Source organism: Gymnodinialimonas sp. JB5-7 (genome assembly GCF_055693405.1).
In genome coordinates, this window is record NZ_JBVFUX010000012.1 from 1,771,785 (window position 1) to 1,798,539 (window position 26,755).

At 62.6% G+C, this 26,755-nt stretch carries 21 protein-coding genes and 5 pseudogenes; 17 read left to right on the forward strand and 9 right to left on the reverse strand.

The features are described 5' to 3' along the window. Positions 1–2 precede the first annotated feature (2 nt). The 3 genes and pseudogenes from ACZ1HK_RS17440 (at position 3) to ACZ1HK_RS17450 (ending at position 3,275) form a co-directional block, all read left to right on the forward strand. Complete coding sequence (locus ACZ1HK_RS17440) at positions 3–812, forward strand: ABC transporter substrate-binding protein (RefSeq protein ID WP_472629757.1); 810 nt, start codon at positions 3–5, stop codon at positions 810–812. A gap of 174 nt (positions 813–986) precedes the next feature. Further along, a complete protein-coding gene (locus tag ACZ1HK_RS17445; protein WP_472629758.1) occupies positions 987–2,222 on the forward strand; it encodes a carbohydrate ABC transporter permease in 1,236 nt (411 codons plus the stop codon). Further along, positions 2,129–3,275, forward strand: a pseudogene (locus tag ACZ1HK_RS17450) (carbohydrate ABC transporter permease). The gene ACZ1HK_RS17445 and the pseudogene ACZ1HK_RS17450 overlap by 94 nt, the downstream one beginning before the upstream one ends. Positions 3,276–3,300: 25 nt before the next feature. Here ACZ1HK_RS17450 and ACZ1HK_RS17455 read toward each other — a convergent pair. From ACZ1HK_RS17455 to ACZ1HK_RS17470, 4 genes are all read right to left on the reverse strand, one after another. Beyond that, a complete protein-coding gene (locus ACZ1HK_RS17455; RefSeq protein WP_472629759.1) occupies positions 3,301–3,519 on the reverse strand; it encodes a hypothetical protein in 219 nt (72 codons plus the stop codon). Continuing rightward, entirely contained in the window at positions 3,486–4,265 is a 780-nt protein-coding gene (locus ACZ1HK_RS17460; RefSeq protein ID WP_472629760.1) for a LysR family transcriptional regulator, read from the reverse strand. Before ACZ1HK_RS17460 ends, ACZ1HK_RS17455 begins: the two co-directional genes overlap by 34 nt. Before the next feature lie 4 nt (positions 4,266–4,269). Beyond that, complete coding sequence (locus ACZ1HK_RS17465; RefSeq protein WP_472629761.1) at positions 4,270–4,971, reverse strand: Ldh family oxidoreductase; 702 nt, start codon at positions 4,969–4,971, stop codon at positions 4,270–4,272. 84 nt (positions 4,972–5,055) lie between these two features. After that, positions 5,056–5,994, reverse strand: coding sequence for a hydrogen peroxide-inducible genes activator (locus tag ACZ1HK_RS17470; RefSeq protein ID WP_472629762.1), 939 nt, complete (start codon positions 5,992–5,994; stop codon positions 5,056–5,058). Between the two features lie 492 nt (positions 5,995–6,486). Here ACZ1HK_RS17470 and ACZ1HK_RS17475 point away from each other — a divergent pair, with 492 nt between their 5' ends. The 9 genes and pseudogenes from ACZ1HK_RS17475 (at position 6,487) to mnhG (ending at position 12,333) form a co-directional block, all read left to right on the forward strand. Then, complete coding sequence (locus tag ACZ1HK_RS17475; RefSeq protein WP_472629763.1) at positions 6,487–6,987, forward strand: hypothetical protein; 501 nt, start codon at positions 6,487–6,489, stop codon at positions 6,985–6,987. Positions 6,988–7,038: 51 nt separating this feature from the next. Next, positions 7,039–7,629 (forward strand): annotated as a pseudogene (locus tag ACZ1HK_RS17480) (proton-conducting transporter transmembrane domain-containing protein); the annotation flags it as partial. Between the two features lie 121 nt (positions 7,630–7,750). Continuing rightward, positions 7,751–8,788, forward strand: a complete 1,038-nt coding sequence (gene mbhE / locus ACZ1HK_RS17485) for a hydrogen gas-evolving membrane-bound hydrogenase subunit E (protein ID WP_472629764.1) — start codon at positions 7,751–7,753, stop codon at positions 8,786–8,788. Then, a complete protein-coding gene (locus ACZ1HK_RS17490; protein ID WP_472629765.1) occupies positions 8,785–9,207 on the forward strand; it encodes a Na+/H+ antiporter subunit B in 423 nt (140 codons plus the stop codon). Before mbhE ends, ACZ1HK_RS17490 begins: the two co-directional genes overlap by 4 nt. Further along, entirely contained in the window at positions 9,207–9,623 is a 417-nt protein-coding gene (locus tag ACZ1HK_RS17495) for a Na+/H+ antiporter subunit C (RefSeq protein ID WP_472629766.1), read from the forward strand. The genes ACZ1HK_RS17490 and ACZ1HK_RS17495 overlap by 1 nt, the downstream gene beginning before the upstream one ends. Continuing rightward, positions 9,620–11,131 carry a Na+/H+ antiporter subunit D gene (locus ACZ1HK_RS17500; protein ID WP_472629767.1) on the forward strand — a complete coding sequence of 504 codons (1,512 nt, stop codon included), beginning with the start codon at positions 9,620–9,622 and terminating at the stop codon, positions 11,129–11,131. The genes ACZ1HK_RS17495 and ACZ1HK_RS17500 overlap by 4 nt, the downstream gene beginning before the upstream one ends. Before the next feature lie 70 nt (positions 11,132–11,201). Then, complete coding sequence (locus ACZ1HK_RS17505) at positions 11,202–11,678, forward strand: Na+/H+ antiporter subunit E (protein WP_472629768.1); 477 nt, start codon at positions 11,202–11,204, stop codon at positions 11,676–11,678. Beyond that, positions 11,675–12,004 carry an MrpF/PhaF family protein gene (locus ACZ1HK_RS17510; RefSeq protein ID WP_472629769.1) on the forward strand — a complete coding sequence of 110 codons (330 nt, stop codon included), beginning with the start codon at positions 11,675–11,677 and terminating at the stop codon, positions 12,002–12,004. The genes ACZ1HK_RS17505 and ACZ1HK_RS17510 overlap by 4 nt, the downstream gene beginning before the upstream one ends. After that, a complete protein-coding gene (gene mnhG / locus ACZ1HK_RS17515; protein WP_472629770.1) occupies positions 12,001–12,333 on the forward strand; it encodes a monovalent cation/H(+) antiporter subunit G in 333 nt (110 codons plus the stop codon). Before ACZ1HK_RS17510 ends, mnhG begins: the two co-directional genes overlap by 4 nt. 187 nt (positions 12,334–12,520) lie before the next feature. On the opposite strand, the gene ACZ1HK_RS17520 is transcribed toward mnhG, so the two are convergent. The 4 genes and pseudogenes from ACZ1HK_RS17520 to ACZ1HK_RS17535 all read right to left on the reverse strand — a co-directional run bounded on the left by ACZ1HK_RS17520 (position 12,521) and on the right by ACZ1HK_RS17535 (position 16,884). Beyond that, positions 12,521–13,255, reverse strand: a complete 735-nt coding sequence (locus ACZ1HK_RS17520) for a metallophosphoesterase family protein (protein ID WP_472629771.1) — start codon at positions 13,253–13,255, stop codon at positions 12,521–12,523. A 71-nt stretch (positions 13,256–13,326) separates the two neighbouring features. After that, positions 13,327–15,845 (reverse strand): annotated as a pseudogene (locus ACZ1HK_RS17525) (ABC transporter permease). After that, positions 15,842–16,198 carry a hypothetical protein gene (locus tag ACZ1HK_RS17530; RefSeq protein WP_472629772.1) on the reverse strand — a complete coding sequence of 119 codons (357 nt, stop codon included), beginning with the start codon at positions 16,196–16,198 and terminating at the stop codon, positions 15,842–15,844. The pseudogene ACZ1HK_RS17525 and the gene ACZ1HK_RS17530 overlap by 4 nt, the downstream one beginning before the upstream one ends. After that, positions 16,195–16,884, reverse strand: coding sequence for an ABC transporter ATP-binding protein (locus tag ACZ1HK_RS17535; protein ID WP_472629773.1), 690 nt, complete (start codon positions 16,882–16,884; stop codon positions 16,195–16,197). The genes ACZ1HK_RS17530 and ACZ1HK_RS17535 overlap by 4 nt, the downstream gene beginning before the upstream one ends. Between ACZ1HK_RS17535 and ACZ1HK_RS17540 the strand changes: the two are divergent. The 5 genes and pseudogenes from ACZ1HK_RS17540 (at position 16,883) to ACZ1HK_RS17560 (ending at position 22,350) form a co-directional block, all read left to right on the forward strand. Continuing rightward, a pseudogene (locus ACZ1HK_RS17540) lies at positions 16,883–17,586 on the forward strand (arylesterase). The gene ACZ1HK_RS17535 and the pseudogene ACZ1HK_RS17540 sit on opposite strands and share 2 nt — an antisense overlap. An 87-nt stretch (positions 17,587–17,673) precedes the next feature. After that, on the forward strand, positions 17,674–19,227 hold the full coding sequence (gene glpD / locus ACZ1HK_RS17545) for a glycerol-3-phosphate dehydrogenase (RefSeq protein ID WP_472629774.1): 1,554 nt from the start codon (positions 17,674–17,676) through the stop codon (positions 19,225–19,227). Between the two features lie 74 nt (positions 19,228–19,301). Further along, complete coding sequence (locus ACZ1HK_RS17550; RefSeq protein ID WP_472629775.1) at positions 19,302–20,048, forward strand: DUF805 domain-containing protein; 747 nt, start codon at positions 19,302–19,304, stop codon at positions 20,046–20,048. Between the two features lie 9 nt (positions 20,049–20,057). After that, entirely contained in the window at positions 20,058–21,530 is a 1,473-nt protein-coding gene (gene glpK / locus ACZ1HK_RS17555; protein ID WP_472629776.1) for a glycerol kinase GlpK, read from the forward strand. After that, positions 21,520–22,350 (forward strand): carbon-nitrogen hydrolase family protein, encoded by an 831-nt coding sequence (locus ACZ1HK_RS17560; RefSeq protein ID WP_472629777.1) that lies wholly within the window; start codon positions 21,520–21,522, stop codon positions 22,348–22,350. The genes glpK and ACZ1HK_RS17560 overlap by 11 nt, the downstream gene beginning before the upstream one ends. Here the strand turns inward: ACZ1HK_RS17560 and ACZ1HK_RS17565 are convergent. Beyond that, positions 22,347–26,755 (reverse strand): annotated as a pseudogene (locus ACZ1HK_RS17565) (Hint domain-containing protein). The gene ACZ1HK_RS17560 and the pseudogene ACZ1HK_RS17565 overlap by 4 nt on opposite strands.

Genomic DNA, 26,755 nt, shown 5'->3' on the forward strand with positions numbered 1-26,755 from the left:
CCATGGCTGTGGCCATGATGGTCAACGTCCAGCACCTGATGTTCCGTGAAGACATCCTCTCCGATCTGGGCATCGAGACGCCTACGACGTGGGAAGAGGTCCTGACCGCTGCCGAAACCATTCAGGAAGCCGGCGTTGTCGATTACCCGCTCGGCGCGACCATGAAGGCCGGCTGGAACATCGCGCAGGAATTCGTGAACATGTTCGGCGGCTTTGGCGGCACGCTCGTCAACGACGACAACACGCCCGGCGTGAATTCCGAGGAAGGCCTGGCCGCCCTCGACATGATGATGCGCCTGACCGAGTACATGGACCCCGAATACCTCGTGTCCGACTCGACCTACGTGCAGCAGCAGTTCCAGCAAGGCTCCATCGCCATGGCAAACCTCTGGGCCTCGCGCGCAGGTGCCATGAACGACGAAGCTGAAAGCCAGGTCGTGGGCCTCGTGGCAACCGCCGCAGCCCCGCTCGCCATGGAAGGCGGCGCACCGGCCACCACCCTGTGGTGGGACGGCATCGTCGTCGCGGCCAACATCTCGGATGAAGAAGCTGAAATGGCCTTCCGCACCGCGATGGCAGGCATCGACTCCGAGACCGTTGCCGCAGCACCGGACGCCGCCATCTGGCTGATCGAAGGGTATGAGCCCAACGATATGTCCGCAGGCGCCATTGCTTCGGCCACGGCCAACCCGGCACCGCCCGCGTACCCGTCGACCACGCAGATGGGTCTGATGCACACCGCATTGGGTGATGAGCCTGCCCGCCTTCTTCACCGGCGACGTGTCGGCAGAAGAAGCGCTTGCCGCTGTTGAGGCCGCCTACACGGTCGCCGCACAGGAAGCAGGCCTGCTGGAGTAACCAGCGGCGTCTGAGTGGATCCTCCGCCGCGCGGAGTGGTCCGCACGGATCAAGATACCGGTCAGGGCGCGCCCTCAATATCATAGGCGCGCCCCGGCCAACCAAATCAGGCACGGGGGCCTCTCACGATGAAATTCAAGACATTCATTTGGTTTGTCGGACCATCGCTGTTCCTGATGCTCCTGTTCATCGCGCTGCCCCTTTACGCCGTGCTCATGGGCTCGTTCCAAGTCACCCAACCCGTGATGCAAACGGTCGAGGTTGAAAGCTGCTCCGCCGGCTTCCTGGCCCAGACCTGCACGACTGAGGTCCGCACCATCCCGGTCCTTGATGAGGAAACCGGCGATATGCTGACCACGACCGAATGGGTCGGCTGGCTGTCGTACGAACGTGTGCTGGAACCCCAACGCGCCTGGGACGCGATCACCTCGCTCAACTACGGCGCGCTGATGCAGATTGATTTCTGGGCCGCGCTCCGCTTCACGCTGATGTTCACCTTCATCACGCTGCCGCTGGTGATCGGAGTAGGCCTTGCCATAGCACTGGCGGTCAACAATGCCGCGAAATCCATTCGCGGCCCGATCATCTTCATCTCGCTTCTGCCGTTCATCATCACCCCCGTGATCGGCTCGCTTTCGATCTACTGGCTGTTCGTGGGCGATGGCATCCTGACCCGCGGGATCGAGAACCTGCTGGACCGCGACATCGCGATGTTCGCGCAGGCCTGGACGATCGAGCTTCTGATGCTCTTTTACCGCGTCTGGCACGTGGCCCCCTTCGCCTTTGTCATCTTCTATGCGGGCCTTCAGACCGTGAACCAGGACACGCTGGAATCGGCCATCATCGACGGCGCCTCCCGCTGGGACCGCCTGAAATACGTCGTCATCCCGCACCTGATGCCGCTGATCGTTTTCATCGCGCTGATCCACCTGATGGATGCCTACCGCGTGTTTGACGAGATTGTCGGCTTCCGGGCCGAGGCGCACGTGACCTCGCTCCAGTATCTGACGTTCAACTTCCTCCAGCCCGATGATGCCGGCAACCGCGCCTTCAGCCGCGCCTCGGCCTCATCCATGCTGACGATGGTCGGCATCGTCATCCTGCTGATCCCACTCCTCCGCCGCACGTGGCGCGACCATAAGGAGCTCGCACTAAGATGTTCGACACCCCTTCAGTTGAAAACTCCAGTTTTTCAAACGGAAATCTGCAGATTTCCGGGTCCAAAACCAAACAAGCACTGCGAGCCTGATATGAGCGACACCCCCGCGCCATGCGCCAGCCCTTCGGCCTTCGCCTCGGCTCCGCCGCTTTCCTCGCCTTCTGGTGCCTGCTTGCTGCGTTCCCCATCGTCTGGATCACGCTGATGAGCTTCAAGTCACCGGTGGACGCCTTCGCGGCCAATCCGTTTGACGTGATCCTCGGCCCCGTCACGCGCGAGCGCGGCAATGGCCTGTCCGTCCTCGACATTGCCCTGGGGCTGGTCGTTCTGTTCTTCGCGATCAAGCTGGCGTTCAGCTGGCTCCCCGGTCGCGTTAAGGCGTGGAGCCCGGCCGGTCAGGTCTGGGCCGGGTGGATCATCGGCGCCATGGCCTACGGCGTCGCCTTTGTTTTCGCCTTCTTCCTGATCCTGCCCGTCGATCCTTGGTCGTGCTGAACCCGATCCTCGGCCCGCTTGGCACACCGATCGTGGGTCTGACGACCGAGCACTACCAGACGATCTGGATCGAACGGGGCTTCTACAACAACTTCATCAACTCGCTGATCGTCGTGGGCGGCACGGTCACGATCTCGCTGACCATCGGCACATTGGCGGGCTACGGCCTTGCGCGGTCCGGGTCCAATATCGCGTTCTGGATCCTGATCGTGGCGCTGATCTTCCGCGCCCTGCCGCACTCGGTTCTGCTGGCGGGCTACCTGCCTGTGTTTGTGAACTCGGCCGAGATCCTGCGCCCCTGGCTGGGCGATAACGCCCCCACGCTCTACGGCCAGCCGCTGGCCGTGATCGCCGTGCTGGTGTCCATCAACCAGCCCTTCACCATCTGGATGCTGCGCAGTCGTTCTTCCAGAATATTCCCGAACGAGTTGGACGAAGCCGCCCGCGTCGATGGCTGCACCCATTTTCAGGCGTTCCGCTGGGTGATCATGCCGGTCATGTGGCCGGGCGTGATCACCACTGGCCTGTTTTCAGCTTCCTGCTGGCCTATAACGACTACCTGATCACCGCGCTGCTTCTGGATGGCACGAACCAGACCATGGTTCCGGCCATCGCAGGCTTCTTCAACCGTGAGACGACGACGACCGATCAGGTGGTAGCCGTGGCCGCCGCCGTGTCGATCATCGCACCGCTCTTCCTGCTGGTGATGATCTTCCAGCGCCAGATCGTCAGCGGCCTGACCGCGGGTGCCGTCAAAGGGTGAAAGGCGGCTCAAAACGCACGTTGCTTCAGCCGAGCACGCGGAAGCTCTCGCCGAGCCAGGGCATCTGTTCCAGCCCGGGCTCCCAGAAGTGTTGCCCGATCAACTCGCGCGCCAGTTCCGCGATCTGCTCTGGGATGCCGCCCGACCAGTCCGAGGTCGCATAAAGCACGATCTGCCGCGCCATGGCCTGCCCCGGCAGGGGGTGCGCATCTATCCCGCCCGCAAACCGCCCGGCCCGCAACATGGAAAGGGGGTGGTGATGGTCCAACCCTGACCGGCGGCCACCAGCGCGCTGATGGATTGGTTTGAGTCCATCTCGAAGCGGTTCACTGGAACCGTGCCCATGCGGCCCAGCCAGCTCTCGATCTGCTGGCCCATGATCTGTTCCATGTCCCGCCGCAACAACGGCAAATCCGCAAGCCCGTCCAATCCGGCGCTTACGCTGCGACCCTTGGGCACGACAAGGATATAGGGGTCGTCCAACAACGGCAGCGCGACCGTATCCGCAGGCGCCGTTGGCCCGGCGGCGGCAATCACGATATCCAGCTCCCGCGTGGCCACGCGGGCCTGCAGCAAATGGCTCGGCCCGGTCTGCAAGGTAAAGGCGCACTGGCTCATGGCGTCCGCCAACCGGGTCGCCAGAAGCGGCGTCACTTCGTTCTCGAAATCCTCGATCACTCCCAGCGACAGCGTGGACAGCTCGCTCAGATCCAGCGCCGTCAGGTCCCGTTGCCCCGCGCGCAACGCCTTTAGGGCGGCTTTCACTTGCCCCAGAAACAAGCGGCCCGCCGGCGTCAGCACCATCGGCCGGCGCGACGCGTCAACCAGATCGGCATTCAGCGCCGTGCTCAGGTTCTTCATCTGCTGGCTGACAGCGGGCGCGCTCATCCCCAACTCAGCCGCCGTGGCCGCGACCGAGCCTGTGCGGGCCAAGGTCTCGAACACTTCCAGCCCGCGCAGCGTCAGTCCTTTCAGGAGTGGAGAGGACATGGGCCTATGCGTTCACAATCTGCGCCAGCAAGTCCGGCGCCAGCGCAATGCCCGCCCGCGTGGGCGAGGCTTTGACCGTCGGAAGGCTGTTCAGCAGGTCATGGCCCGCCGTCACGTCCGGGTTCAGCGCGGCAATCCAGCCGGAATGCGTCACGGGCCCATCCATGGGCGAATCCGCCGGGGCAGGGGCCAATGATATCAGCGAGGACAACATCGTATCTGCACGCGCCTCAAACGGAGTGACCGTCTGCGCGCCAGGGTGGACCGCATAGGCCGCCCCGTTCGGGCGCAGCGAAATGCCCACCAAATCTGCAGATGCCAGCCCTGTCATGGCGCCGGCCATGGCGCCGGGATCACTTGAATTGGTCAGATGCAACAGCGCCAGGCCCTCGCTCAGGGCTGCGTCGATCAGACTGGGCAAGGCTTTGGCCAGGGCCGGTGCAGAAAAGCCATGGCCTGCATCGACTTTCAGGACTGCACCCGCCGGGGCCGATATCCGGGCCACGGCATCCAGATGCACGCGGCCATACCGCAGAAGGCGGATATCGCGCAGGAGCGCCTCGAACCCGCTGTTCCGCTCGCCGGACGCTTCGGCCAAGGCCACATCACGCGCGATTATGCGCGCATCCCCATCGGAAACACCCGCCCGCGTCAGACAATCCTTTGCCAGCATCTCAAGGTCGGACAGGTCGTATAACTCAGCCATGGGCGCAGTTTTTCCGCCCATTGCGCCCAAGGTCAATGCCCGTTGGCCAGTCTGCGTATCTCCGGCGACCTCACGCCGGAGGGTCTAACCTTCCAGAACCAGCTCAGGAAAGCGCCCCGCGGTCTCACGGATCGCCTTGGCGAGCCGTTCAAACGCCGCCGTGGCCCCCGAACTTGATCGCCACACCAACCCGATGGAGCGGGAGAATTTGCGCCCCCGGAACGGCCGCACCACAACGTCCTGCGCGCGCCCTTCGATCTCGGACCGAACATACAGGGCTGGCAGGAACGTCAGTCCCATGTCCATCGCCACCATCTGCCTCAGCGCATCAAGCGAGGTGCCCTCATAGTCGCGGCTCATCTGCGCCCCGGTCTCCTGACACAGGGCCGAGATCTGGTCGTGCAGCGCATAGGCGGGCGACAGCGACAGGATGGTCTGATCGGCCAGTTCCGGCCCTTCGATGTTCGACGCGGACTCAAGCGCATGGTCAACCGGCATGGCCACACCCAACGGCTCCCGAAACAACCGGGTCGAGGTCAACCGCGCCCCGGGCACAGGCAGTTGCGTCAGGATCAGGTCGTGCACGCCGTCATTGAGTTCCCGCAACAGCGATTGCGGCGGCCCCTCGCGGATATAAAGGCGCAGGTCAGGATGCGTGCGGTGCAGATCGCCCACGACATGCGGCATCAGATATGGTCCCAATGTCGCGGATGTTCCAAGGCGCAACGTGCCGCCCATGCCCGATTGCAACGTGGCGGACAGGTCCACAATGCCTTGCCCGGCATCCAGAATGTCGCGCGCGCGCGCCGTGATCTCGCGGCCCGCCTGGGTCAGGCGCACGGGGCCACGCCCACGTTCGACCAGCGTCAATTCCAGCGCGTCTTCCAGCGCCTTGATCTGGACGGAAAGCGAAGGTTGCGAGATGCCGCACGCCTCAGCCGCCTCGCGGAAGTGTCGGGTATCTTCAAGCGCTGTCAGGTATCGCAACTGGCGCAAGGTGAAGGGAAGGTTCTGTTTCTGCACGATCGTATAGTTTTTTCCAATTGAAATCTTATGCCGCAGGGACTTTTCCCTATGACGCTCGTGGAATAGGTTAGGGCCGTTGTGATTGAAATCAATTGCGGTGGGGCACGCTGCCGCATTTGAGGATGGTCCTGCTGTCTTGGTAAGTTGTCCCTTCCAGTGTGCACGCACCAGCAGACCATCGCCACCGGGTGGCGCACGAAAACACCAGCCGTCAGTTTTTGTGCGCCGCCCGATGGCTATTTCGACTGGTTGAGCGACGCTTAACGCGCTCAACCTCCGCGTGAAATTAGCACAAACCTATCAAAAAATCAAATTCGGTAGCCTTGAACTATGGATTGGTTCGCCCTATCTCCCGCTGCGAACCCGGCCATTGCGCATCAAAATGCAACTTCATCTGGACCTGAGCGATCATCGCCCCACTTTCAGGTGCAGACCGGCCAAGAACGAGCGACGCTGTCGAACCGACAGCAATCGGAAGGACGAGACGACGTGGCAGAAGGCGGCGCGGAGGTGCCACGGTTGGCGGGCGGTCCGGCGGGCTGGGTATCGGTTGCGATCCCCACAGCCCTCTTCGTGTGGTTCGCGCAATTCCTGCCAGCCGTAGCAGCGGGACAGACGCCTCTGATCGGCTTCGATTGGGTACCCTCCATGGGCATCCGGCTTGAGATGTTGATTGACGGCCTTTCGCTGACCTTCGCGCTCCTGATCACCGGCATCGGCACGCTGGTCACGCTCTACACCACCTCCTACCTCGGCAAGCACCCTGAATATCCGCGCTTCGTGCTCTACCTGATGACCTTCATGGTCGGCATGTTGGGCCTTGTGCTGGCCGACAACCTGATCGCGCTGTTTCGTTTTCTGGGAAGTCACCACCATTTCCAGCTACCTGCTGATCGGCTTCACCTCCGACAGCGCCAAGTCGCGTCGTTCCGCCCTTGCAGGCGCTGCTTGTCACCGGCACCGGCGGCCTCGCGCTCCTGGCGGGCATGATCCTGCTGGGGCAGGCGGCGGGCACTTATTCGCTGGCTGAAATTCGCACAAATGGGCGACGCGATCCGCAACCACGAACACTACATCCCCATCTTGGTCCTGTTCCTTGCAGGCGCGTTCACCAAGTCGGCGCAATTCCCGTTCCACTTCTGGCTGCCCAACGCCATGGCCGCGCCCACGCCAGTCTCGGCATACCTCCACTCCGCGACGATGGTGAAAGGCGGCGTCTACCTGATGGCGCGGATGAACCCGACCCTTGGCGGGACCGAGCCATGGTTCTGGGCGCTCGTCATCGCGGGCGGCTTCACCACGGTCTTCGCCAGCGTCCTTGCCATTCGCCAAACCGACATCAAGCAGGTGCTGGCCTATACAACCCTCATGGCCCTAGGTGCCCTAACGCTCTTCATCGGCGCAGGCTCCTCCGACGCGATCAAGGCCGCGATGATCTTCCTCGTCGTCCACTCGCTCTACAAAGCCGCGCTCTTCCTCATGATCGGCATCGTCGACCATGAAACCGGCACCCGCGAAGTCGCTGACCTGCGCGGCCTCGCCCGCAAGATGCCTGTGACGTTCCTCGCAGGTGCGCTCGCCGCCATCTCCATGGCTGGCATCCCGCCCTTCTTCGGCTTCATCGGCAAGGAATTCCTCTACAAAGCGGGGCTTGAGGCGGAGACTGCGCAACTCTGGATCACCGGCACCATCTTCGCCGCCTCCGTCCTGATGTTCGTCGCCGCAGGCATCGCCGTCGCGCGGCCCTTCCTCGGTGCCGCCTGCCCGAGCAGTTCAACGACGTCCACGAAGGCCCGATCGCCAATGTGGATCGGCCCTTTCCTGCTGGGCGCGCTGTCGCTGTTACTTTGGCATCTTCTCCGACATCCCGGAAATCTGGCTGGTCGGCCCTGCCACCGATGCCGTCTACGGCAGCGACGTCTCCGTCGATCTCTATCTGTTCCGAGAGGTCAACGCCGCCTTCATCCTGTCGATGATCACCTTCGCCGTGGGCTTTGTCCTCTACCTCATGCACGCTCGCATCCGCGATGCGCTCGCCGCGATCATTCAGGCCAATCCGATCAAGTTCGACCCCGGCTGGGACCGAACGCTCGATGGTGTCAAAGCCCTTGCCGAATTCCAGACCCGCTACCTGCAATCCGGCGTGCTGACCCGCTACGTGTTCATCATCTTCGCCACCTTTGCGGCCACCACCGGCTTCACCCTCTGGGCACAGGACGCGCTGAACTTCCAGCTCGACATCGCGGCGGAACTTGACGGCCTTCTCTTCAAGCATTGGGCGGTTCTAGTCTTCATCACCGCAGGCGCGATCCTGACGGCGCTGACCCGCTCCCGCATGACGGCCATCGCCGCCCTCGGCGTCGTTGGCATCGGCGTGGCGCTGCTCTTCATCATGTTCTCCGCCCCCGACGTCGCGATCACCCAGCTGCTGGTCGAAACCCTCGTCGTGGTCCTCGTCGCCGTCGCCATGCTGAAGCTGCCCCACCTCGGCGTGCGGACGACCGAGCCCAACCGCCCCGTCCACGCGATGCTCTCCATCGCGGTCGGCACCGTCACCACGCTCGTTCTTGTCGCCGTCCTGCAAACTGACCTCGACCTGCGCCTGACCGAGTATTTCAACGCGACCTCCTATTATGAGGCCTTTGGCTCCAACATCGTGAACGTCATCCTCGTGGACTTCCGCGCGCTCGACACCTTCGGCGAAATCGCCGTCGTCGTCATCGCCGCGCTCTCGGCCTACGCGCTCCTGCGCGGCACCCGTTACGGCGCGATCCGGGAGGATGACACATGATGAATTCCATCATCCTCAACGCCGCCACCCGCCTTCTAGTGGCGCTGTTGCTGCTCTTCTCCGTCTACATGCTCCTGCGCGGCCACAACCTGCCGGGCGGCGGCTTCATCGGGGGCCTTATTGGCTCCACCGGGTTCATCCTCTACGCCATCGCCCAAGGCCCAACCGCCTGCCGCAAGGCGCTGCATTTTGAGCCGCAAAACATCGCCATGATCGGCCTCGGCACGGCACTCGCTGCAGGCGTCTACCCGGTCTTCTTCAACGATGCTTTCTTCACCGGCCAATGGTGGTTCATCGGCGACCGCGCCTCGGGTGACTACATCCCGATCTCCTCGGTCCTGGTCTTCGACATCGGCGTCTACCTCGTCGTCTTCGGCGCCATCCTCACCCTTGTCCTCGCGTTGGAGGATGAAGTCTGATGGAACTCCTCGTCGCCCTCATGGTCGGTGTCCTTGTCGCCGCATCGGTTCACCTGATGCTGGCCCGCAACGTGCTGCGCTTCATCTTCGGCCTCGTGCTGATCTCCAACGCCGCCAACCTCACGATCTTCGTCTCGGGCCGCCTGACGCCTGAAAGCCCGCCTCTGATCCCCGAAGGCGCTACAACCCCCGTGGCCGACGCCGCCAACGCCCTGCCGCAGGCCCTCGTGCTGACCGCCATCGTGATCGGTTTCGGCCTCTTCGCCTTCGCGCTGACACTCGTCTACCGCACCTACCAGAACCTCGGCACGCTCAATTCAGATGAGATGCGCCTGGCCGAACCGCTCGAATCCAAACCGAGCACCGCCAAACAGGTCGCCGAAAAGCAATACATCGCGCGGGACACCACATCATGAGCTGGATCCTCGCCACCCCCATCATCATCCCCTTCGCCACGGCAGTGCTGGCCTTCCTATTCCGGCACGGCCCGGAAGGGCGCTGGATCTCCGTGCTCGGCTCCGCGGGCCTTCTGATCGCCTCGATCATCCTGATGGTGGAGGTGCTCGACCAAGGCGTAATCGCCGCCCAGATGGGCCAATGGGCCGCCCCCTTCGGCATCACGCTTGTGGCTGACCTGCTCAGCGCGGTGATGGTCGTCATCACCGGCATCACCGGTCTGGCCGTCGCCATCTACGCGCTGGCGGACGTCGAGGAACGCAAGGAACAGCTCGGCTACCACGCGCTCTACCAGGTCCTGCTCGCGGGCGTTTGCGGCGCGTTCCTGACCGGCGACCTCTTCAACCTCTACGTCTGGTTCGAGGTCATGCTGATCTCGTCCTTCGGCCTCCTGATCCTCGGCGGTCAGCGTCAGCAACTCGATGGCGGCATCAAGTACGTCACCCTCAACCTGATCTCCACGATCCTGTTCCTGTCGGGCGTCGGCCTGCTCTACGGGATGACCGGCACCCTCAACATGGCAGACCTCCACGGCGCGGTGCAGGAGGTCGACAATCCCGGCCTCCTCGTCGTCATCGCCGTGATGTTCATGATAGCCTTCGGCGTGAAGGCCGCCGTCTTCCCGCTCTTCTTCTGGCTGCCCGCCAGCTACCACACCCCCGCCATCTCGGTCTCCGCCATCTTCGCGGGCTTGCTGACCAAAGTCGGCGTCTACTCCCTCATCCGCATGTTCACGCTCGTCTTCACGACAGACGTCGCCTACACCCACACGATCCTGCTCTGGGTTGCGGGCTTCACCATGGTCACGGGCGTCCTGGGTGCGGCCGCGATGAACGATTTCCGCCGCATCCTGTCGTTCCACATCGTCAGCCAGATCGGCTACATGATCCTCGGCCTCGCGCTCTTCACACCGCTCGCCCTGGTCGGCGCGGTCTTCTACCTCGTCCACCATATCATCGTGAAAGCGAACCTTTTCCTCGTCGCCGGTGTCGCGCGCCGCATCGCAGGCTCGACCGAGCTCAGCCAGATCGGCGGACTTTACAAAACCGCGCCTTTGTTAGCGCTCCTTTTCCTGATCCCGGCCTTCTCCCTTGCAGGTTTCCCGCCTTTGTCCGGGTTTTGGGCAAAGTTCGTTTTGATCAAGGCAGCACTCGAAGATGGCGGCTATGTCATCGCCGCGGTGGCCCTGATCGTGGGCTTGCTGACGATCTATTCGATGACCAAAATATGGGGCAACGCTTTCTGGAAACCGCACCCCGCGGGCCTCCAGCCGCGCCTGTCCAGCCTTCCGCCGAAAGACCGCGCGGCCCTGCTCACCCCCATCGCGGCGCTGGCGATCCTGACCTGCATCATCGGCCTCTTCCCCGAGCCGTTCGTACAGTTCGCCACCCGCTCCGCCGACCAACTCCTGAACCCAGAGGTCTACGTCCAAACCGTCCTCTCCGCCGCTCCGGAGGTCAGCCAATGACGCGCCGTCCTGCCCATCTTTGTTCCATGAAAATGCACAGCGACATCGCCCCGTGCGGGAAGGCCCAGACATGAACATCTTCGGCCTCAACATCGCACTTGCCGTCGCCTGGGCGGCCCTCACCGGCGAGATCACACTCGCCAACCTGCTGATCGGCTTCGCGCTGGGCTCTGCCGCCCTCTACGTGACGCGCCCGCTCTTCCCCGGCTGCGACCGCTACTTCACGCGCACCTTCCGCTGGATCAAACTGGTCATCACCTTCCTGTGGGAACTCGTCGTCTCGTCCGTGCAGGTCGTCATCGACGTCCTCACCCCCCAGCACATGGCGCGCCCCGGCATTGTGGCGGTGCCGCTCGACGTAAAGGACGAAATGGCCGTTCTGGTCCTGACGAACTACATCTCCCTCACTCCCGGCACCCTGTGTCTGGATGTGACCGAGGATAGCAACACGCTCTGCATCCACGCCATGTTCGCCGATGACCCGGACGAGATCCGCCGCCAGATCAAGGAAGGGGTGGAGCGTCGCGTGAAGGAGGCCATGGAATGAGTCCCATCCTGTCCACCGCCGTCGATATCTCCTTCGTCCTCGTTATGCTGGGCGTCGTGGGCGGCTTCATCCGCCTCGTTAAGGGCCCCAGCCTGCCGGACCGCGTGGTCGCGCTCGACATGATGACGGTCCTAATCGTCAGCTTCTGCGGCCTCTACGCGATCCTGTCTGAACAAACCGCGTTTGTGGACGTCGCCATCGTGGTCGCCGTGATCGGCTTTCTCGCCACAGTCGCACTCGCCCGCTACGTCGAGCGTCGCCAGCACCGCTATGACGGCTCCACTCCCATCACAGCGCCCGGCGCCAAGAAGGAGCCTGAGGCATGATCGTCGAATACATCCTCGCGGCCCTCATTATCCTCGGCGGCTTCTTCTGCTTCGTCGCAGGCCTCGGCGTGCTGCGCCTGCCGGACGTTTTGATCCGCATGCATGCCTCCACCAAGGCGGGCACCCTCGGCTCGGGCCTGATCCTGATCGCCGTCGCCATTTTCTTTGCAGATACCGGCACGATCACCCGCGCGGTTGCGACGATCCTCTTCCTGCTGATCACCGCCCCCGTCGCGGCTCACATGATCGGCCGCGCCGCGTTCCGCTCCCGCGTGCCGCTGTGGAACACCAAGTTGGAGGAAGGCGCGGAAGAGAAGCTGTCGCGCTAACCCAAGCACCCGCCAAAACTGCGTTCATCTGAACGCAGTTTTGGCAAACTTCCGACCGCACCCAAAACCCCGACCATTTGGACGCTTTTTTCCGGGAAAAAGCGTCCAAATGGTCAGATATGCGACCAGATGGTCACTTATGTCTGCAGGAAATCATGCCGCCCATCCGTGCGGATTGCACATGCCGTCAACCGCCCGGTTTTCCACGCACCGGTATCCGTCGCAATGCGCCCGTCATCTGCCAGGGGGCCTCCATCTCGGTATGGCCATGGGCAATCCACAACCCATCCCCGCGCGGCGCGCTATCAAACTCCGGATGCCCCCAAAGCAACACGCGCGGCGTCTGATCCTCCATCGCGTGGCCGGGATCAGCGCCCGCATGGACAACCCACAGATTGCCCGATGTATAGCTAAGCGGCAGCGCCTCGATCCACTCGCGCAGGCCTTTGGGCAGTCTGCGCCGCAACGAATGGGCCGCCGCCGGGAAGGCATCATATTCCGGGCTGTCTTCCAGATCAGCCGTCGCGACGCCAAAGCTGCGCAGGGTTTCACCGGCCCCGGCACGCATCCAGCGCGGCCCGCGCGTGGCCGGATCATCTAGGAAATCCAACAACATACGCTCATGGTTGCCCATCAGGCAGACGACATTTTCGGGGAACGTCTCCTGCAATTCGCGCATGCGTTGCAGCACAACCGCACTGTCGGGCCCAAGGTCGATATAGTCGCCCACAAAGACCAGTTTCGGGTTCGTGGCCGAGGTGCCGCCGATATGGGCATCGATCAGCTCAAGCATCAATTCCAGCAGGTCGGCACGCCCGTGAATGTCGCCGATCACATAGGTTTGCTGTTCGGGGCAGGGCAGGTCCGCCACCTCTGCGACCGCGTCCTGCGCCTCGGATTTCGCCTGATTTTTGCGCCCCAACAGGGACTTCACCGACCTCAACATGTTCTAACAGGTGCGGCCTCAGACGGGGTTTGGCAAGGGAAAAGCCGTCAATCTTGCGCGCGCAGGATGCGCGCCGGTCGCGCGCCCAGGGGTCGCCACGCAAATGCAAGGCCCGACAGCAATGTCGCCGAGGCGCCTCCAACCACGATTGCGCCCGCAGAATAAGGCTCAAACACGTAGTCCGTCTCCATCACGAAGGTCATCATCGCCCACCCGCCAAGGGCACCCGCGAAGATCGCGACAAGCCCCGCCGCAGCCCCCAACAGCGCCGCACGCAGCGCGAAAGAGCGCAGGATCAGCCCCCGCGACGCGCCGAGCGTTTTCAGGACAGCCGCCTCAAAAACACGGCCCCGCTCGCCCACCGCTGCTGCACCGATCAGCACGATGAAGCCCGTCAGCAGCGTCGCCAAAGCCGCGTAAGATGTGGCCGACGCGATAGACCGCAAGGCCTCAGCCACCTGATCCAACGCATCCCGCACGCGGATTGCCGTGATGTTGGGCGCGTCGCCGGCCACATCGCGCAGGATCTGTGCCTCGGCTTCTTCCTCGGCATAGACGGTTGCGATATGGGTGTGCGGTGCGCCCGTCAGGGCGGCCTGGTTCATCGTCACGATGAAGCCTATGCCTGCGTTTTCAAAGGAAACATCGCGGAGCGCGGCGATTTCCGCGGTGAAGTCGCGGCCCAGAATGTTGACGGTGATCGTGTCGCCGATGCCGATCCCGATCTCCAACGCTTCCTCAGCCGCGAAGGCCACAAGCGGCGGGCCGCTATAGTCCTCGGGCCACCATTCGCCTGCCACGATTTCCTCGGCGGGCGGCGGCCCCGCCATATAGGTCACGCCCCGATCACCCTGGATGACCCAATGATCGCCCGCCACATCCTGCGCGCGTTCGCCGTTGATGCGCGTGATGATGCCGCGCAGCATCGGGGCGGTGTCGACCCGGCTGACCTGGGGGTCGCCTTCGACACGGGCCAGGAACGGCTCTAGCTGATCCGGTTGAATATCCACGAAAAAGTAGGAGGGCGCGACTTCGGGTAAGTCGCGCTGGATCGCACTGCGCAGGTTGGTGTCGATCTGTCCGATTGTCGCCAGGACGGACAGGCCAAGACCCAGGGACAGCACCACCGACGTCGCCTCGGACCCCGGCCCACCGATCGCGCCAAGCGTCGTGCGCAGGGTCGTGCGGCCCCGGACGATCCGACTGCGCGCGAGCACACGCGACAGAACGCGGATCAACAAAGCCGCAAGGGTCAGGATCAGCAGCGATCCGAATATGCCGCCCGCCGTTCCAAGCGCCAGGGTCGGCACACCCGAAAAGGCTACGGCGGCCCAGACAAGGCCGAATGCCAAGGCAAGGATCACCAGCAGGAACGGAAGGCGCGGCCAACCTTTGACGGGCGCGGTGGCATCGCGGAACAGGGCGGCGGCACGGACTCGTTCGGTGCGCGCCAGCGGCCAAAGCGTGAAAATCAGCGCCGTCAGGGTGCCGTAGAGCGCGGCTTCTGCCAGCGGTGCCGGATAGACGCTGATCGCTACAGGGACCGGCAGTTGCGCTTCGATCAGCGGACCAACGGCGATTGGGGCCAGCGCGCCGAGGAACAGGCCGATGGCGACGCCCACCAGTGTCAGCAAGCCAACCTGCATGAAATAGGCGGCAAAGATCGTACGGCTTTCCGCGCCTACGGTTTTCAGCGTAGCAATGGTAGCTGTCTTGCGGTCGAGGTAGGCGCGCACTGCTGCGGCGATGCCGACCCCGCCCACGGCAAGGCCCGCAAGGCCGACCAGCACCAGAAACGCGCCGATCCGTTCGATGAATTCCGCGATCCCCGGCGCGCCGTTCCGTGCATCGCGCCAGCGCGCGCCTGTGGCCTCAAATGCCTGCGCCTCAAGCTCCAATGCGGCAAGATCCGAGCCTTCGGGCAGAGCGAGCCGGTACTGGCTTTCGTAAAGCGTGCCAGGCTGGATCAGGCCCGCGCCCTCAAGCCCCTCGAGCGAAACGATGGTGCGTGGCCCAAGGCCAAAACCCGAGGCCGCGCCGTCCGGTTCGTCGACAAGTGCCGCGCGAAGCTCAAAGTCCTGGGTGCCAAGGGTGAACGTGTCGCCAAGCTGCAGGGCCAGCCTGTCCATCAGAAGTGGCGCCATGACCGCACCGGGCAGGTCCCGAATCTCCAGCGCGTCTGCCATGACCATGGGCGGGTCCAACCCGGCCTCTCCATAAAGGGGCCATGCGCTGTCGACACCGCGCACCTGCGTCAGGCCGCGTTCGACTGGGTCCCGGTCCACCACCACCATGGAACGGAAATCAACCGTCTCCGACACCGCCTCTGCCACGCTTTCCATGAACGCCCGTTCGTCGGGTTCGGCGAAGCGGTAGGTGAAGGACATCTCGGCATCACCGCCAAGGATCACCGCGCCTTCGCGGGCCATGCCTTCCTCGATCGAGACGCGGACAGAACCCACAGCGGCAATCGCGCCGACCCCAAGGGCGAGGCAGGCGAGGAACACGCGGAAACCCGAAAGCCCCCGCGCAATTCCCGCCGGGCGATGCGCCATGCGTTTTTCACCGGCGGATGCCCATGTTCCAAGGCGGTTGGTCGATGGCGATCAGGCGTTGGGTTGTCTCAGCTGCGGCGAGCGGATCATTCTCCCATTGGTGGATGTAGACGCCCACATCGGCGCCCTCCAGCAACGCCTGCCGCGCCATGGGGTGGGGGCGATCCAAGACGGCGCGCAGCCAGCCATGCTTGAGGTAGCGGATCGCCCCGGCCGCGCTCGAAAGGCGCCCCTCAGCGTTCACCCCGCGTTCGACAAAAGCGACGATCCCTTGCGGGTCGCCCTGCGAAGGCTGGTCAAGCGTCACGCCCTGACCCTCCAGCACAAGGGTGCCAAGCCCCTGATATTTCCAGCGTCTCATCATTCTGCTGCATCTTGTAACACCGGATCGAGGCGCCCGTCGCGCAGCCGCACCTCTCGGTCGCAGCGATTGGCGAGGTCTTGCGCATGGGTGACGAGGATAAGGGTCGCGCCATGGCTTTCGCGGAGGCGCATCAAAAGCTCCATGATCTGCGCGCCGGTGGACCCGTCGAGGTTGCCGGTGGGCTCATCAGCCAGCAGAATATCCGGGCGCGGGGCCACGGCACGGGCAAGGGCTACGCGCTGCTGTTCGCCGCCTGACATCTGGGCGGGGTAATGGGTCAGGCGGTGGCCAAGGCCCACGGCCGTCAACTCGGCCTCGGCCCGGTCGAATGCATCGGCGTGACCGGCCAGTTCCAGCGGCGTGGCGACATTTTCCAGCGCTGTCATGGTGGGGATCAGGTGGAAGGATTGGAAAACCACCCCCATATGATCCCTGCGAAACCGGGCGAGTTGATCTTCGGTCATCGCGGTCAGATCGTGGCCAAGCGCCATGACAGTGCCGCCTGTGGCCCGTTCCAGCCCGCCCATGAGCATAAGGAGAGAGCTTTTGCCCGACCCAGACGGCCCCGTCAGCGCCAGCGTTTCCCCCTTGGTCACGTCCAGCGTGATGCCGTGCAGGATATCGACGAGGCCTGCATTGCCATCCAGCGTCAGGCGTGCGTCGTTCAGCGAAAGGATCGGGTCCATGGGGCAGGGCCTTTGGGCATTGGGTTCACTGGCATATGGGGCCTCGGTGCGGCGAGGCAAGCTGACCGCACTCGCCTCTGCGAGCCTCCTCGCATCGGTGATGCCGCTCGCCGCAGAGGAAGTCGTGATCGCAGCGCTCGGCGATAGCCTGACACAGGGCTACGGTCTGGTGCAGGAAGACGGCTTCGTGCCGCAGATGCAGGCGTGGTTGCAGGCGCGTGGGCATGACGTGCGCCTGATCAATGCAGGCGTGTCGGGCGATACAACCGCCGGGGGCTGGCGCGCGCGGCCTGGACGCTGACCGAAGATGTAGACGGGATGATCGTGACGCTTGGCGGCAACGACCTTCTGCGCGCCATTCCGCCGGAAGCCAGCCGGTCCAATCTGGCGGGCATACTGGATGTCGCCGCTGGAGCGGAGGTTGAAGTATTGCTTGTCGGGATGACGGCGCCGGGAAACTACGGGCCCGATTTCCAGCAGGCCTTTGATGCCATGTACCCGGAGCTCGCCGCCGAATATGGGACGCTTTATGCGGAAAGCTTCTTTGGCGGGTTTGATGGGGACGCCGAAAGCGACCCGGGCAGCGTCCTTGACCTCATGCAAGCCGATGGGATTCACCCCAACGCCAGAGGTGTTGCAGTGATCGTCGATGCACTCGGCCCGCAGGTGGAAGCGCTGATCGCGGCAATCGCAGCAGACTAGCGCGAAAAGCGAACAAAAACGAAAGCTGAGCTTGACGAAGCGAACATGAGATGAAACGACGCTGCCACGGAACGCGGAGCGGATAACATGGCAGAGACCTACGACCTGTTCGTCATCGGGGGCGGCATTAACGGCTGTGGCATTGCACGGGATGCGCAGGGCCGGGGCTTGAGCGTTGCGCTTGCCGAGATGGAGGATCTGGCCGGGGCCACGTCGAGCGCGTCGACCAAGCTGTTCCACGGCGGCCTTCGTTACCTGGAATATTTCGAGTTCAAACTGGTCCGCCACGCGCTGAAAGAGCGTGAAACGCTGTTGCAGGCCATGCCCCATATCAGCTGGCCCATGCGCTTTGTCCTGCCGCTGTCGAAAGACATGCGGTTTGACAATTCCACGCCGACCTCGCGCATCCTGACCATGGTGATGCCGTGGATGAAGGGCCGTCGCCCGAACTGGCTGATCCGGCTCGGGCTATTCCTCTACGACAACCTGGGCGGGCGGAAGATCCTGCCCGGCACGGCAAGTGTCTCACTTGACGGCACGGCTGAGGGCGCACCGCTGCAGGATCGGTTCACCAAGGCGTATGAATACTCCGATTGCTGGGTCGAGGACTCGCGCCTCGTGGTGCTCAACGCGCGGGACGCGGAAGAGCGTGGTGCGAAGATCATGGTGCGCACCAAGGTTGTCAGCGCCGAGCGTGAGGGGGACCTTTGGCGGATTGAGCTTGAAGGGGAAGGCGCAGGCACCGTCTACGCGAAGGCGCTCGTCAATGCGGGCGGGCCTTGGGTGGCCGATGTGGTGCGCAACGTGGCACGGCAGAACTCCAGCGAAGGCGTGCGGTTGGTGCGGGGGTCGCATATCGTCACGCGCAAGCTGTTTGACCACGAAAAGTGCTATTTCTTCCAAGGCACGGACGGGCGGATCATCTTTGCCATTCCGTATGAGACGGACTTCACCCTGATCGGCACCACGGATGCCGAACATACCGACGATCCGCGCAAGGCGGACTGCACGCCTGAAGAGCGCGACTATCTGCTTAGGTTTGCAAATGAATACTTCAAGGAAAGCCTGACGGCGGACGATGTCGTCTGGACCTATTCCGGAGTGCGTCCGCTTTACGATGATGGGGCGAAATCGGCTACGGCCGCGACGCGGGATTACGTGTTGTCGCTCGACAATAACGGCGCACCGATGCTCAACGTCTTCGGCGGCAAGATCACGACCTACCGCGTGCTAGCTGAGGATGCGTGGACCAAGCTCGCGCGCTTTTTCCCCAAGCCAAGGGAAAGTGGACCGCTGGCGTTCCGTTGCCGGGGGGATTTCCCGGTTGATGGAGTCCAGGCGCAGATCGGTGCGCTGATGGTGGCTTATCCATTCCTGACCGACCGTTGGGCGCGGCGATTGGTGCGCGCCTATGGCACCGATGCGAAGGACCTGTTGGGCCTGGCCAAGACAGCGGAGGATCTGGGTCGCGACTTTGGGGCGACCCTGACCGAAGCCGAGGTGCGCTGGCTGATGTCCCGTGAATATGCGCGGGAGGCCGCGGACATTGTTTGGCGCCGGTCAAAGCTGGGGCTTTTGATGAGTGAGGATCAGGTTGCGGCATTGGACGCGTTCATGTCCGAGCAGAGGCAGGCGGCCTAGAGGCCGGACTGCCTTGACCTTGCCCGCAAAGCCAAGATCAATGCGGACCGAACGATCTGGAAGGACTGCGCCCGATGACTGAATGGTTTTACGCGACGGGGGATACCCGGAACGGCCCTGTCGACACCGCCGAAATCGAACGCTTGATCGAGGCTGGCACAGTCACTCCAGACACTTTGGTGTGGAAAGCGGAATTGGCCAATTGGGAGGCCGCGCGGTCCCATTTTACTTTTATGGGCGCCACTCCGCCGCCGATCCAGCAGGTGGCGGCCCCAGCCGCGGCCAACCCAGACATCGGACCCGACGGGTTATATGTCGGCGCGCCGTCGCGTGAATTCATCGATGCAACCAAGGTCTGCCTTTCGAAATATGCCACCTTCTCTGGCCGGGCCAGCCGGTCGGAATTCTGGTTCTTCTACCTGTTCTGGAACCTTCTGGTTGTCGTGGCGCAGATCCTCGACTTTGCGATCATCTTTGCATTGATCGCGTCCGAGATTCCGTTCTTCTTTCCGATCTTCACCATGCTGGCCGTGTTTGGAATGATGCTTCCGCAACTGGCGGTATCGTGGCGGCGTTTGCACGACATCGACCGCACCGGGTGGTGGCTTGGGGCCGGGATGATCGCGATCTTCCTGTTCTATGCGGGCATAATCGGGGTCGTGGTTGCCTCAGAGGCCAGCGGCGGATTTCAAGGTTCCGAACCGCCCCCCGCGCTCGCGCTTGCGATTGGGCTGCTGTTCCTGGGCATGATCCCCTACGCAATCACCATATTTGTCTTCTACGTAACCCGAGGCACGCTCGGGCCCAACCGCTTCGGATAAGGACATTCCATGACCCAGATCCTTGCCATCGACCAGGGTACCACTTCGTCGCGCGCGATCGTTTTTGACGGCGACCTGCGCCCCAAGGCCTCCGCCCAGAAGGAATTTACGCAGCATTTTCCGGCGTCCGGCTGGGTCGAGCATGACCCGGAGGAAATCTGGGAAAGCGTGGTCGAGGTCTGCAAAGGCGCGCTGGCCAAAGGCGGCGATGTTGCGGCCATCGGGATCACAAACCAACGTGAGACTGTTGTTTTGTGGGATCGTAGAACCGGAGAACCGATCTATAACGCCATTGTCTGGCAGGACCGTCGCACCGCTGATTTGTGCGCGCGCCTCAAGGCCGATGGGCATGAGGCGATGGTCCAGAATAAGACGGGCTTGCTGCTGGACCCCTATTTCAGCGGCACCAAATTGGCCTGGCTTCTGGACAATGTCGACGGGGTCCGTGAACGGGCAGAGGCGGGCGAGCTTGCTTTTGGTACAATCGACAGCTTCCTGATCTGGCGGTTGACCGGCGGCGAGCGCCACGTCACCGACGCCACGAACGCCGCACGAACTTTGCTGTACAATATCCGAGAAGGCGGATGGGACCCGGCGATCTGCGCGATGCTGAATATCCCAATGGATATCCTTCCGCAGGTCCTCGACTGCGCTGCAGATTTTGGCGAGACAACGCTGTTCGGCGGCAGCCTTCCTATCCTGGGCGTGGCGGGTGACCAGCAGGCCGCGACCGTCGGGCAGGCCTGTTTCCAGCCTGGCATGCTGAAATCCACCTATGGCACGGGTTGCTTTGCGCTTTTGAACACGGGCGACACGCTGGTTTCTTCACAAAACCGGATGCTTGGCACGATCGCCTACCAATTCGATGGCAAGCCGACCTATGCGCTGGAAGGATCGATCTTCATTGCGGGCGCCGTTGTGCAATGGTTGCGCGATGGGCTGAAGATTATCGCGGCTGCGCCCGAGACCGCCGCGATGGCCGCGGCAGCTGATCCGGCCCAAACCCTCTACATGGTGCCCGCCTTCACCGGCCTTGGCGCGCCCTATTGGGATCCGGACGCACGCGGCGCGGTCTTTGGCCTGACCCGCAATTCCGGCCCGGCCGAATTCGCGCGTGCCGCGTTGGAAAGCGTGGGTTTCCAAACCCGCGATTTGCTGGAAGCGATGGCAGCCGACTACCCCGGCGAAACCGGTACAGTGCGCGTTGATGGTGGCATGACGGCCAGCGATTGGACGATGCAGTTCCTGAGCGACATCCTGGGTGCGCCGGTGGATCGCCCTGAGGTGCTGGAGACCACTGCGTTAGGTGCTGCGTGGATCGCGGGCAATCGCGCGGGCCTTTACCCGGATCGGGAGGCCTTCGCGGCCCGCTGGGCCGTTGATCGCACGTTCGAGCCGCAGATGGACGAAGGCACGCGCGCCGCCCGCTACGTTGGTTGGAAAGACGCCATCGCACGCACGTTGAGCGATCATGGAAAATAACCTGCGCATCGCACTCGCCCAGATGTGTTCGGCCGATAGCCATGCGCCGAACATCGCGACGATGCGCGCTTTGGCGGCTGAGGCGACAGGGCAGGGCGCCGATATGCTGGCCTTGCCCGAAGTCTCGGGCCTGATGAACGCCAACCGGGCCGTGTCACGGACGCAAGTTGTGGTGGCGGAGGAAGACCCGTTCATTGCCGCCTGCCGGGAAGAGGCCGCAAAGCAAGGGATATGGGTCCATTCAGGCTCGACCCCAGTGCTTGCGCCTGACGGGCGGTTCTTCAACCAATCCGCCCTGATCGACCCGGGCGGCGACATCCGGGCGACTTACAACAAGGTGCATCTGTTCGACGTTGACGTCCCCGGCGCGACCTTCAAGGAAAGTAAGGCCTTTGCGCCAGGGGATGCGGCTGTCTTGGCTGACACGCCATGGGGCCCAATGGGCCTGACAATCTGCTACGACATGCGCTTCCCGCATCTGCACCGAACGCTGGCAGAAGGGGGTGCGCGTGTGATCTTCAGCCCTGCCGCCTTCACAGTGCCCACAGGCCGCGCCCATTGGCATGTGCTCTTGAGAGCGCGGGCGATTGAGACAGGCGCTTTTGTCATTGCTCCGGCACAGGCGGGCCACCATGCCGATGGACGGGAGACCTATGGCCATGCGCTGGCCGTGGATCCGTGGGGCAAGGTCATCGTCGATCTGGAGGACGGCGCCCCGAAGCTGAAGGTGGTGGAGTTGGACCTTACGAAGGTCGAGAAAACCCGCGCGCAAATTCCGAACCTTGTGAACAAACGCGACGCGCCGCTACGGCGGCGTTAGAGCACAGCCTCTGTCAGCAAGGCGGCCTCATGGGCCTTCAGGCTCAACCGGGCCGAAGTGTAATGTGCGCGACCCGTCTCAGTGCCGAGCTCAGGGAATTCCATCAACAGATCGCCGAAAATCTCACGCGCTTCCTGATTTTGCACCATGTCTCCGGGTTGGAAGCTTTCGGTCCACGCCTTGTCCACACAGATCACCTCATGGGCTTCGCACATCAGGTGGATGTAGGTCACACGCTCGCATGCGCTGATCACGTCTACGCCGGGCAGGTGGGTCAAATGCTTGGCGCGCACCAACACTTGGTCATGGCCGAACAAAAGCTCTGCCTGAACGCCTTCGATCAGCATCCGGTGTTGGGGGAGACCTCCATATCGCGGTTGGGCACGCCTTTGCCCAACGCGCCCTTGCGGATACGGATGGGACGCAGATGCGGCGCCAGCGCCAGATCGCGTTGGTTCAGTTTCTTACGCCCAATCCAGCGGATGGGTTGCAAGCCATTGTCGCGCGTCTCGATCAGATCGCCCACGCGCAGATCTTCGACCTTGTAGGTCCCACGTTCCACTTTGACCCGGCTGCCTGGTGTGAAGCAGGGGATCACTGTTTCGATATTCGTGAAGGTCAGCGTTGTGCCGTCGCTGAACGTGACCGTTCCGTTTTCGGGGTTGCCGCTGTCATAGTTTATGACCGCGCCGTCATCGCCAAGAAACAGCGTATCGTTGTCGTCGCCGCCTTCGCCGCCGTCGATCACGTCACCGGAGGAGCCGAAGATCCAGTCCGCGTCGTCGCCCGAATTGACCGTATCCGCGCCCTGACCGGTGATGATGCTGTCCTGGCCGGAGCCGCCCAGGATATTGTCATCACCCTCACCGCCGTCGATGGTGTCATTGCCCGCGTCGCCCGAAAGCTGATCAGCGCCTTCCTCACCCATGATCGAGTCGTTGCCATCGCCGCCTTCGATCGTGTCGTTGTTTGACGATCCGGCGCTGGTGAACGTTGTGGGATCAATCGAGGTGTCGTTGGTGGAGACAATCGCGAAATTGTCGAATGCGTAGCTTTCATCGCCAACGCCCTGGTTCAGGGTTGAGCCAAAGCCAAGCTCCAGCGTGTCAGGGGCATCCTCGACCTCGATCCGCACACGGAAGCTCTGGTCTGTCGTCCAGCTTTGCCCGGACCAATAGCCATTTTGTGCGGCGTCACCGAGCGAGGTTAGGGTCACATTGTAGGTGACGCCACCAACCGTGATCGTATTCGACCCACCCACGGCCGTATTGGGAAAGAACGCCTGGCTAAAGATCTCATCGCCATTGGCGTAGATCTGGAATTCTTCGTTGTCCCAGCTGTCGATGCGGTGGAAATCGAACTCGATGACCGCATCGTCATAGCTGTTGTCCAGATCGAATGTCCGGCTGATCTCAATATCGCTGGCGTTTGATGTGCCTTGGACGCGACCAAGGACCGAGCCAAAGAACGGGTCTGTGTTGTCGCTGGTCGGGTTGCTCCAACCTGCGGCGCCATCGTCGAAATCATCCTCGTAGATCAGCGTCCCGTTGGCTGATGAGCCGTCGCCGCTATCGCCATATAGGGTGTCGTTGCCTGACCCACCCACAAGGCTGTCGGCCCCGTCGCCACCGATGAGGGTCTGGTCAGCCGTGGATGCGCCGGCATCAATCGTGTCGTCCTGGGCCGTGCCGGTGACTTGTTCGATATTGGTGAATTCGACCGAGTCCGCGGACCCGGTATCGCTCACGTCGCCCTGTTCATCGCCATCAAAGACCGCATTGATGCCGGTCGACATTGCGCTGAAATCAAGCGTGTCGAGATCGTCACCATCCTCGCCTCCATCGACCGTATCGGTGCCGAAGCCATCGCCGAACTGGAACCGATCCTGCTCTGCACCGCCAGACAGGCTGTCATTGCCCGCGCCGCCATCCAGCGTATCATTGCCGAAGTCGCCGGACAGCGTGTCGTCCCCTAGTCCGCCGTCCAAGCTATCGGCGCCCGTGCTGTCGAACACTTGGGTCGAGCCATTGGCAGGGGCTTCATAAACCTGAAGAATGTCGCCGGTGGAGGGATCACGGAGCACCCAATTGGTCTGCGTGGTCGATGCGGCAGTGAAGTTATTGCCTGCGGGGATGGTAATGACAGAGACCACCGTGCCGGTAGCATCAACCTGCGCCAGCTCTACCGCATAGGGGCTGTCATTCTGGAACGTGACTGAGGTGGCCGTGCCACCTGTACCGGAAGGTATGGTGGTCGGGTCAATCGCGAGTTGGTCGCCAAACAGGACATCATTGCCTGCGCCACCTTCCAGCGTATCGCCACCCTGATCGCCGTGCAGGACATCGTCGTCAAACTCGCTGGCGGTGTAGTGCACATCCGTCAGGTAGACGAGCTGACCGCCGGTGCTGCCGTTCTCGTAGATCACCTCAAACGAGGTGATGGGTCCTGCAATCTCGACAAGAACGGATCCGTTGGCGAGGTTGGGGTCATCCGCAGCTGCGCCTGCCGTGACGGTCTGGCCAGAGACGGTATCATCTCCGGTAGGTGTCAGCGTGACGGTCACTGGGTTTCCGTTCGCGTCAAAGGCGTTGACGGTGACGATGTCTTCCCAGGTGTTGCTGTCGATGTCGTTGATACGGAAGGAAACGTTGGTCAGTTCCGCGTCACTGTCGAACGTCACGGTGGCAACGTCAGGCCCGCCATCGCCACCAAGGGAGAGGCCGGAATTGGTCGCGAACGGTTCCGTTCCGCCAGCGGTGTATTGCGTTGTAGTGTTGACCTGCGATTGGTTCAGGGCGCCGTCATTGGCAATCGACACGGTTACATTCGCGACACCGGTATCTTGCGTGAAGCCATCGGACAGGTCGGTGCCGTTGGCGCCTTCCCCAACCCAGCTGAGGTTTTCGACACTGCCAACGTTCAGCGAGGCACCAGGGCCGCCAACAACGGAATCGTCGCCTTCGCCAGCATAAACGGTGTCGTCGCCCATGCCCGCCTGGATCAGGTCCTGATCGCCGGTCGTCCCGAGTGTGCCGTCATTATTGTCGACCTGTTCGAGGTTTTCATCGACGTAGTTCGCGTCGATAACGTCATTTCCCGCTGTGCCCGCAACGATACCGTCCGGGCCGCCATTCACGATCAGCTCTTCAATGCCGGTGAACGTTGCAGTGGACCCATCGTTGAAAACGACGGTGCCGTTTTCGCTATTGGTCGGGTCGAAGATGACCTCGGCCACATCGTCGACAATCAACTGGTCGGCCGTGTCCGTGCCGCCTTCACCACCGATGACCACGTCACCGCCCGAAGCGGTGATGGTGTCGTTGTCGTCACCACCATCCAGCGTATCTGCGCCTTCTCCGCCGGTCAGGATATCGAAGCCGCTGCCGCCCAAGAGGCTGTCGTCACCCGCGCCGCCTTCCAGCGTGTCGTTGCCGCCGTCGCCCTCTAGCGTGTCATTGCCGTCGCCGCCGAGAAGGCTGTCGGTCCCGCTGCCGCCTTGAAGGCTGTCCTGCCCGTCGCCGCCAAGTGCGGTGTCATTGCCTGCGCCACCAACAAGCGTGTCGTTACCGCTGCCGCCATCGAGGCTGTCGTTATTGTCGCCACCATCCAGCAGGTCATTGCCGAACCCACCAAGGATCGTGTCATCGCCGGCCTCACCAAAAAGCTGGTCCTCGTCAGATGGAACTGCATCAAATTCGACATCCGTGATCCAGGCCAACTGTCCGACGGTGCCGCCATTGGCATAGATGATCTCGAAAGATGCAACGGGCCCCGCGATCTCCACTAGAACAGAGCCGAGCGGATCGTTCGCTGACGTGCCGCCGGGACCTGCCGTTACGGTATTGCCTGAAACAGTGTCGTTGCCTGCAGGCGTCAAGACGACAGGGATCAGGTTGCCGTCCGCGTCATAGGCGTTGATCGTGAAGATATCCGTCCAGCTGCCCGCGTCGATATCCTGCAGGCGGAACGAGACATTCTCGACCTCGTCCGCAAAGCCAGAACCGGTAACGGATGAAAAATCGACATCCACGGTCCAGGCGTCCGCGCCTCCATTGCCGCCCAATTGCAGATTGGAATTCGCGTTGTAGGTTTCGCTGCCCGCAACATAGGTTGTGGTCGTGCTGACCTGCGCGGACGTCCCTGCGCCATTGTTTGTGAAGCTAACGCCGACATTGATCCCGCCCGCGTTCTGGGTGAATCCGCTTGCAAGGTTTGTCCCATTGCCGCCTTGCGACGTCCAATTCAGATCAAGTGGGGTAGGGGCAAGACTGGGCGCACCGCCATCGATGAAATCATCGCCGCCGCCACCGGAAATGGTGTCGTCGCCAGAAAACCCGGTGATGCTGTCGGCGCTGCCTGTCCCGGTCAGACTGTTGTCTGACGCGTTGCCGTTAATCGTTGCCAT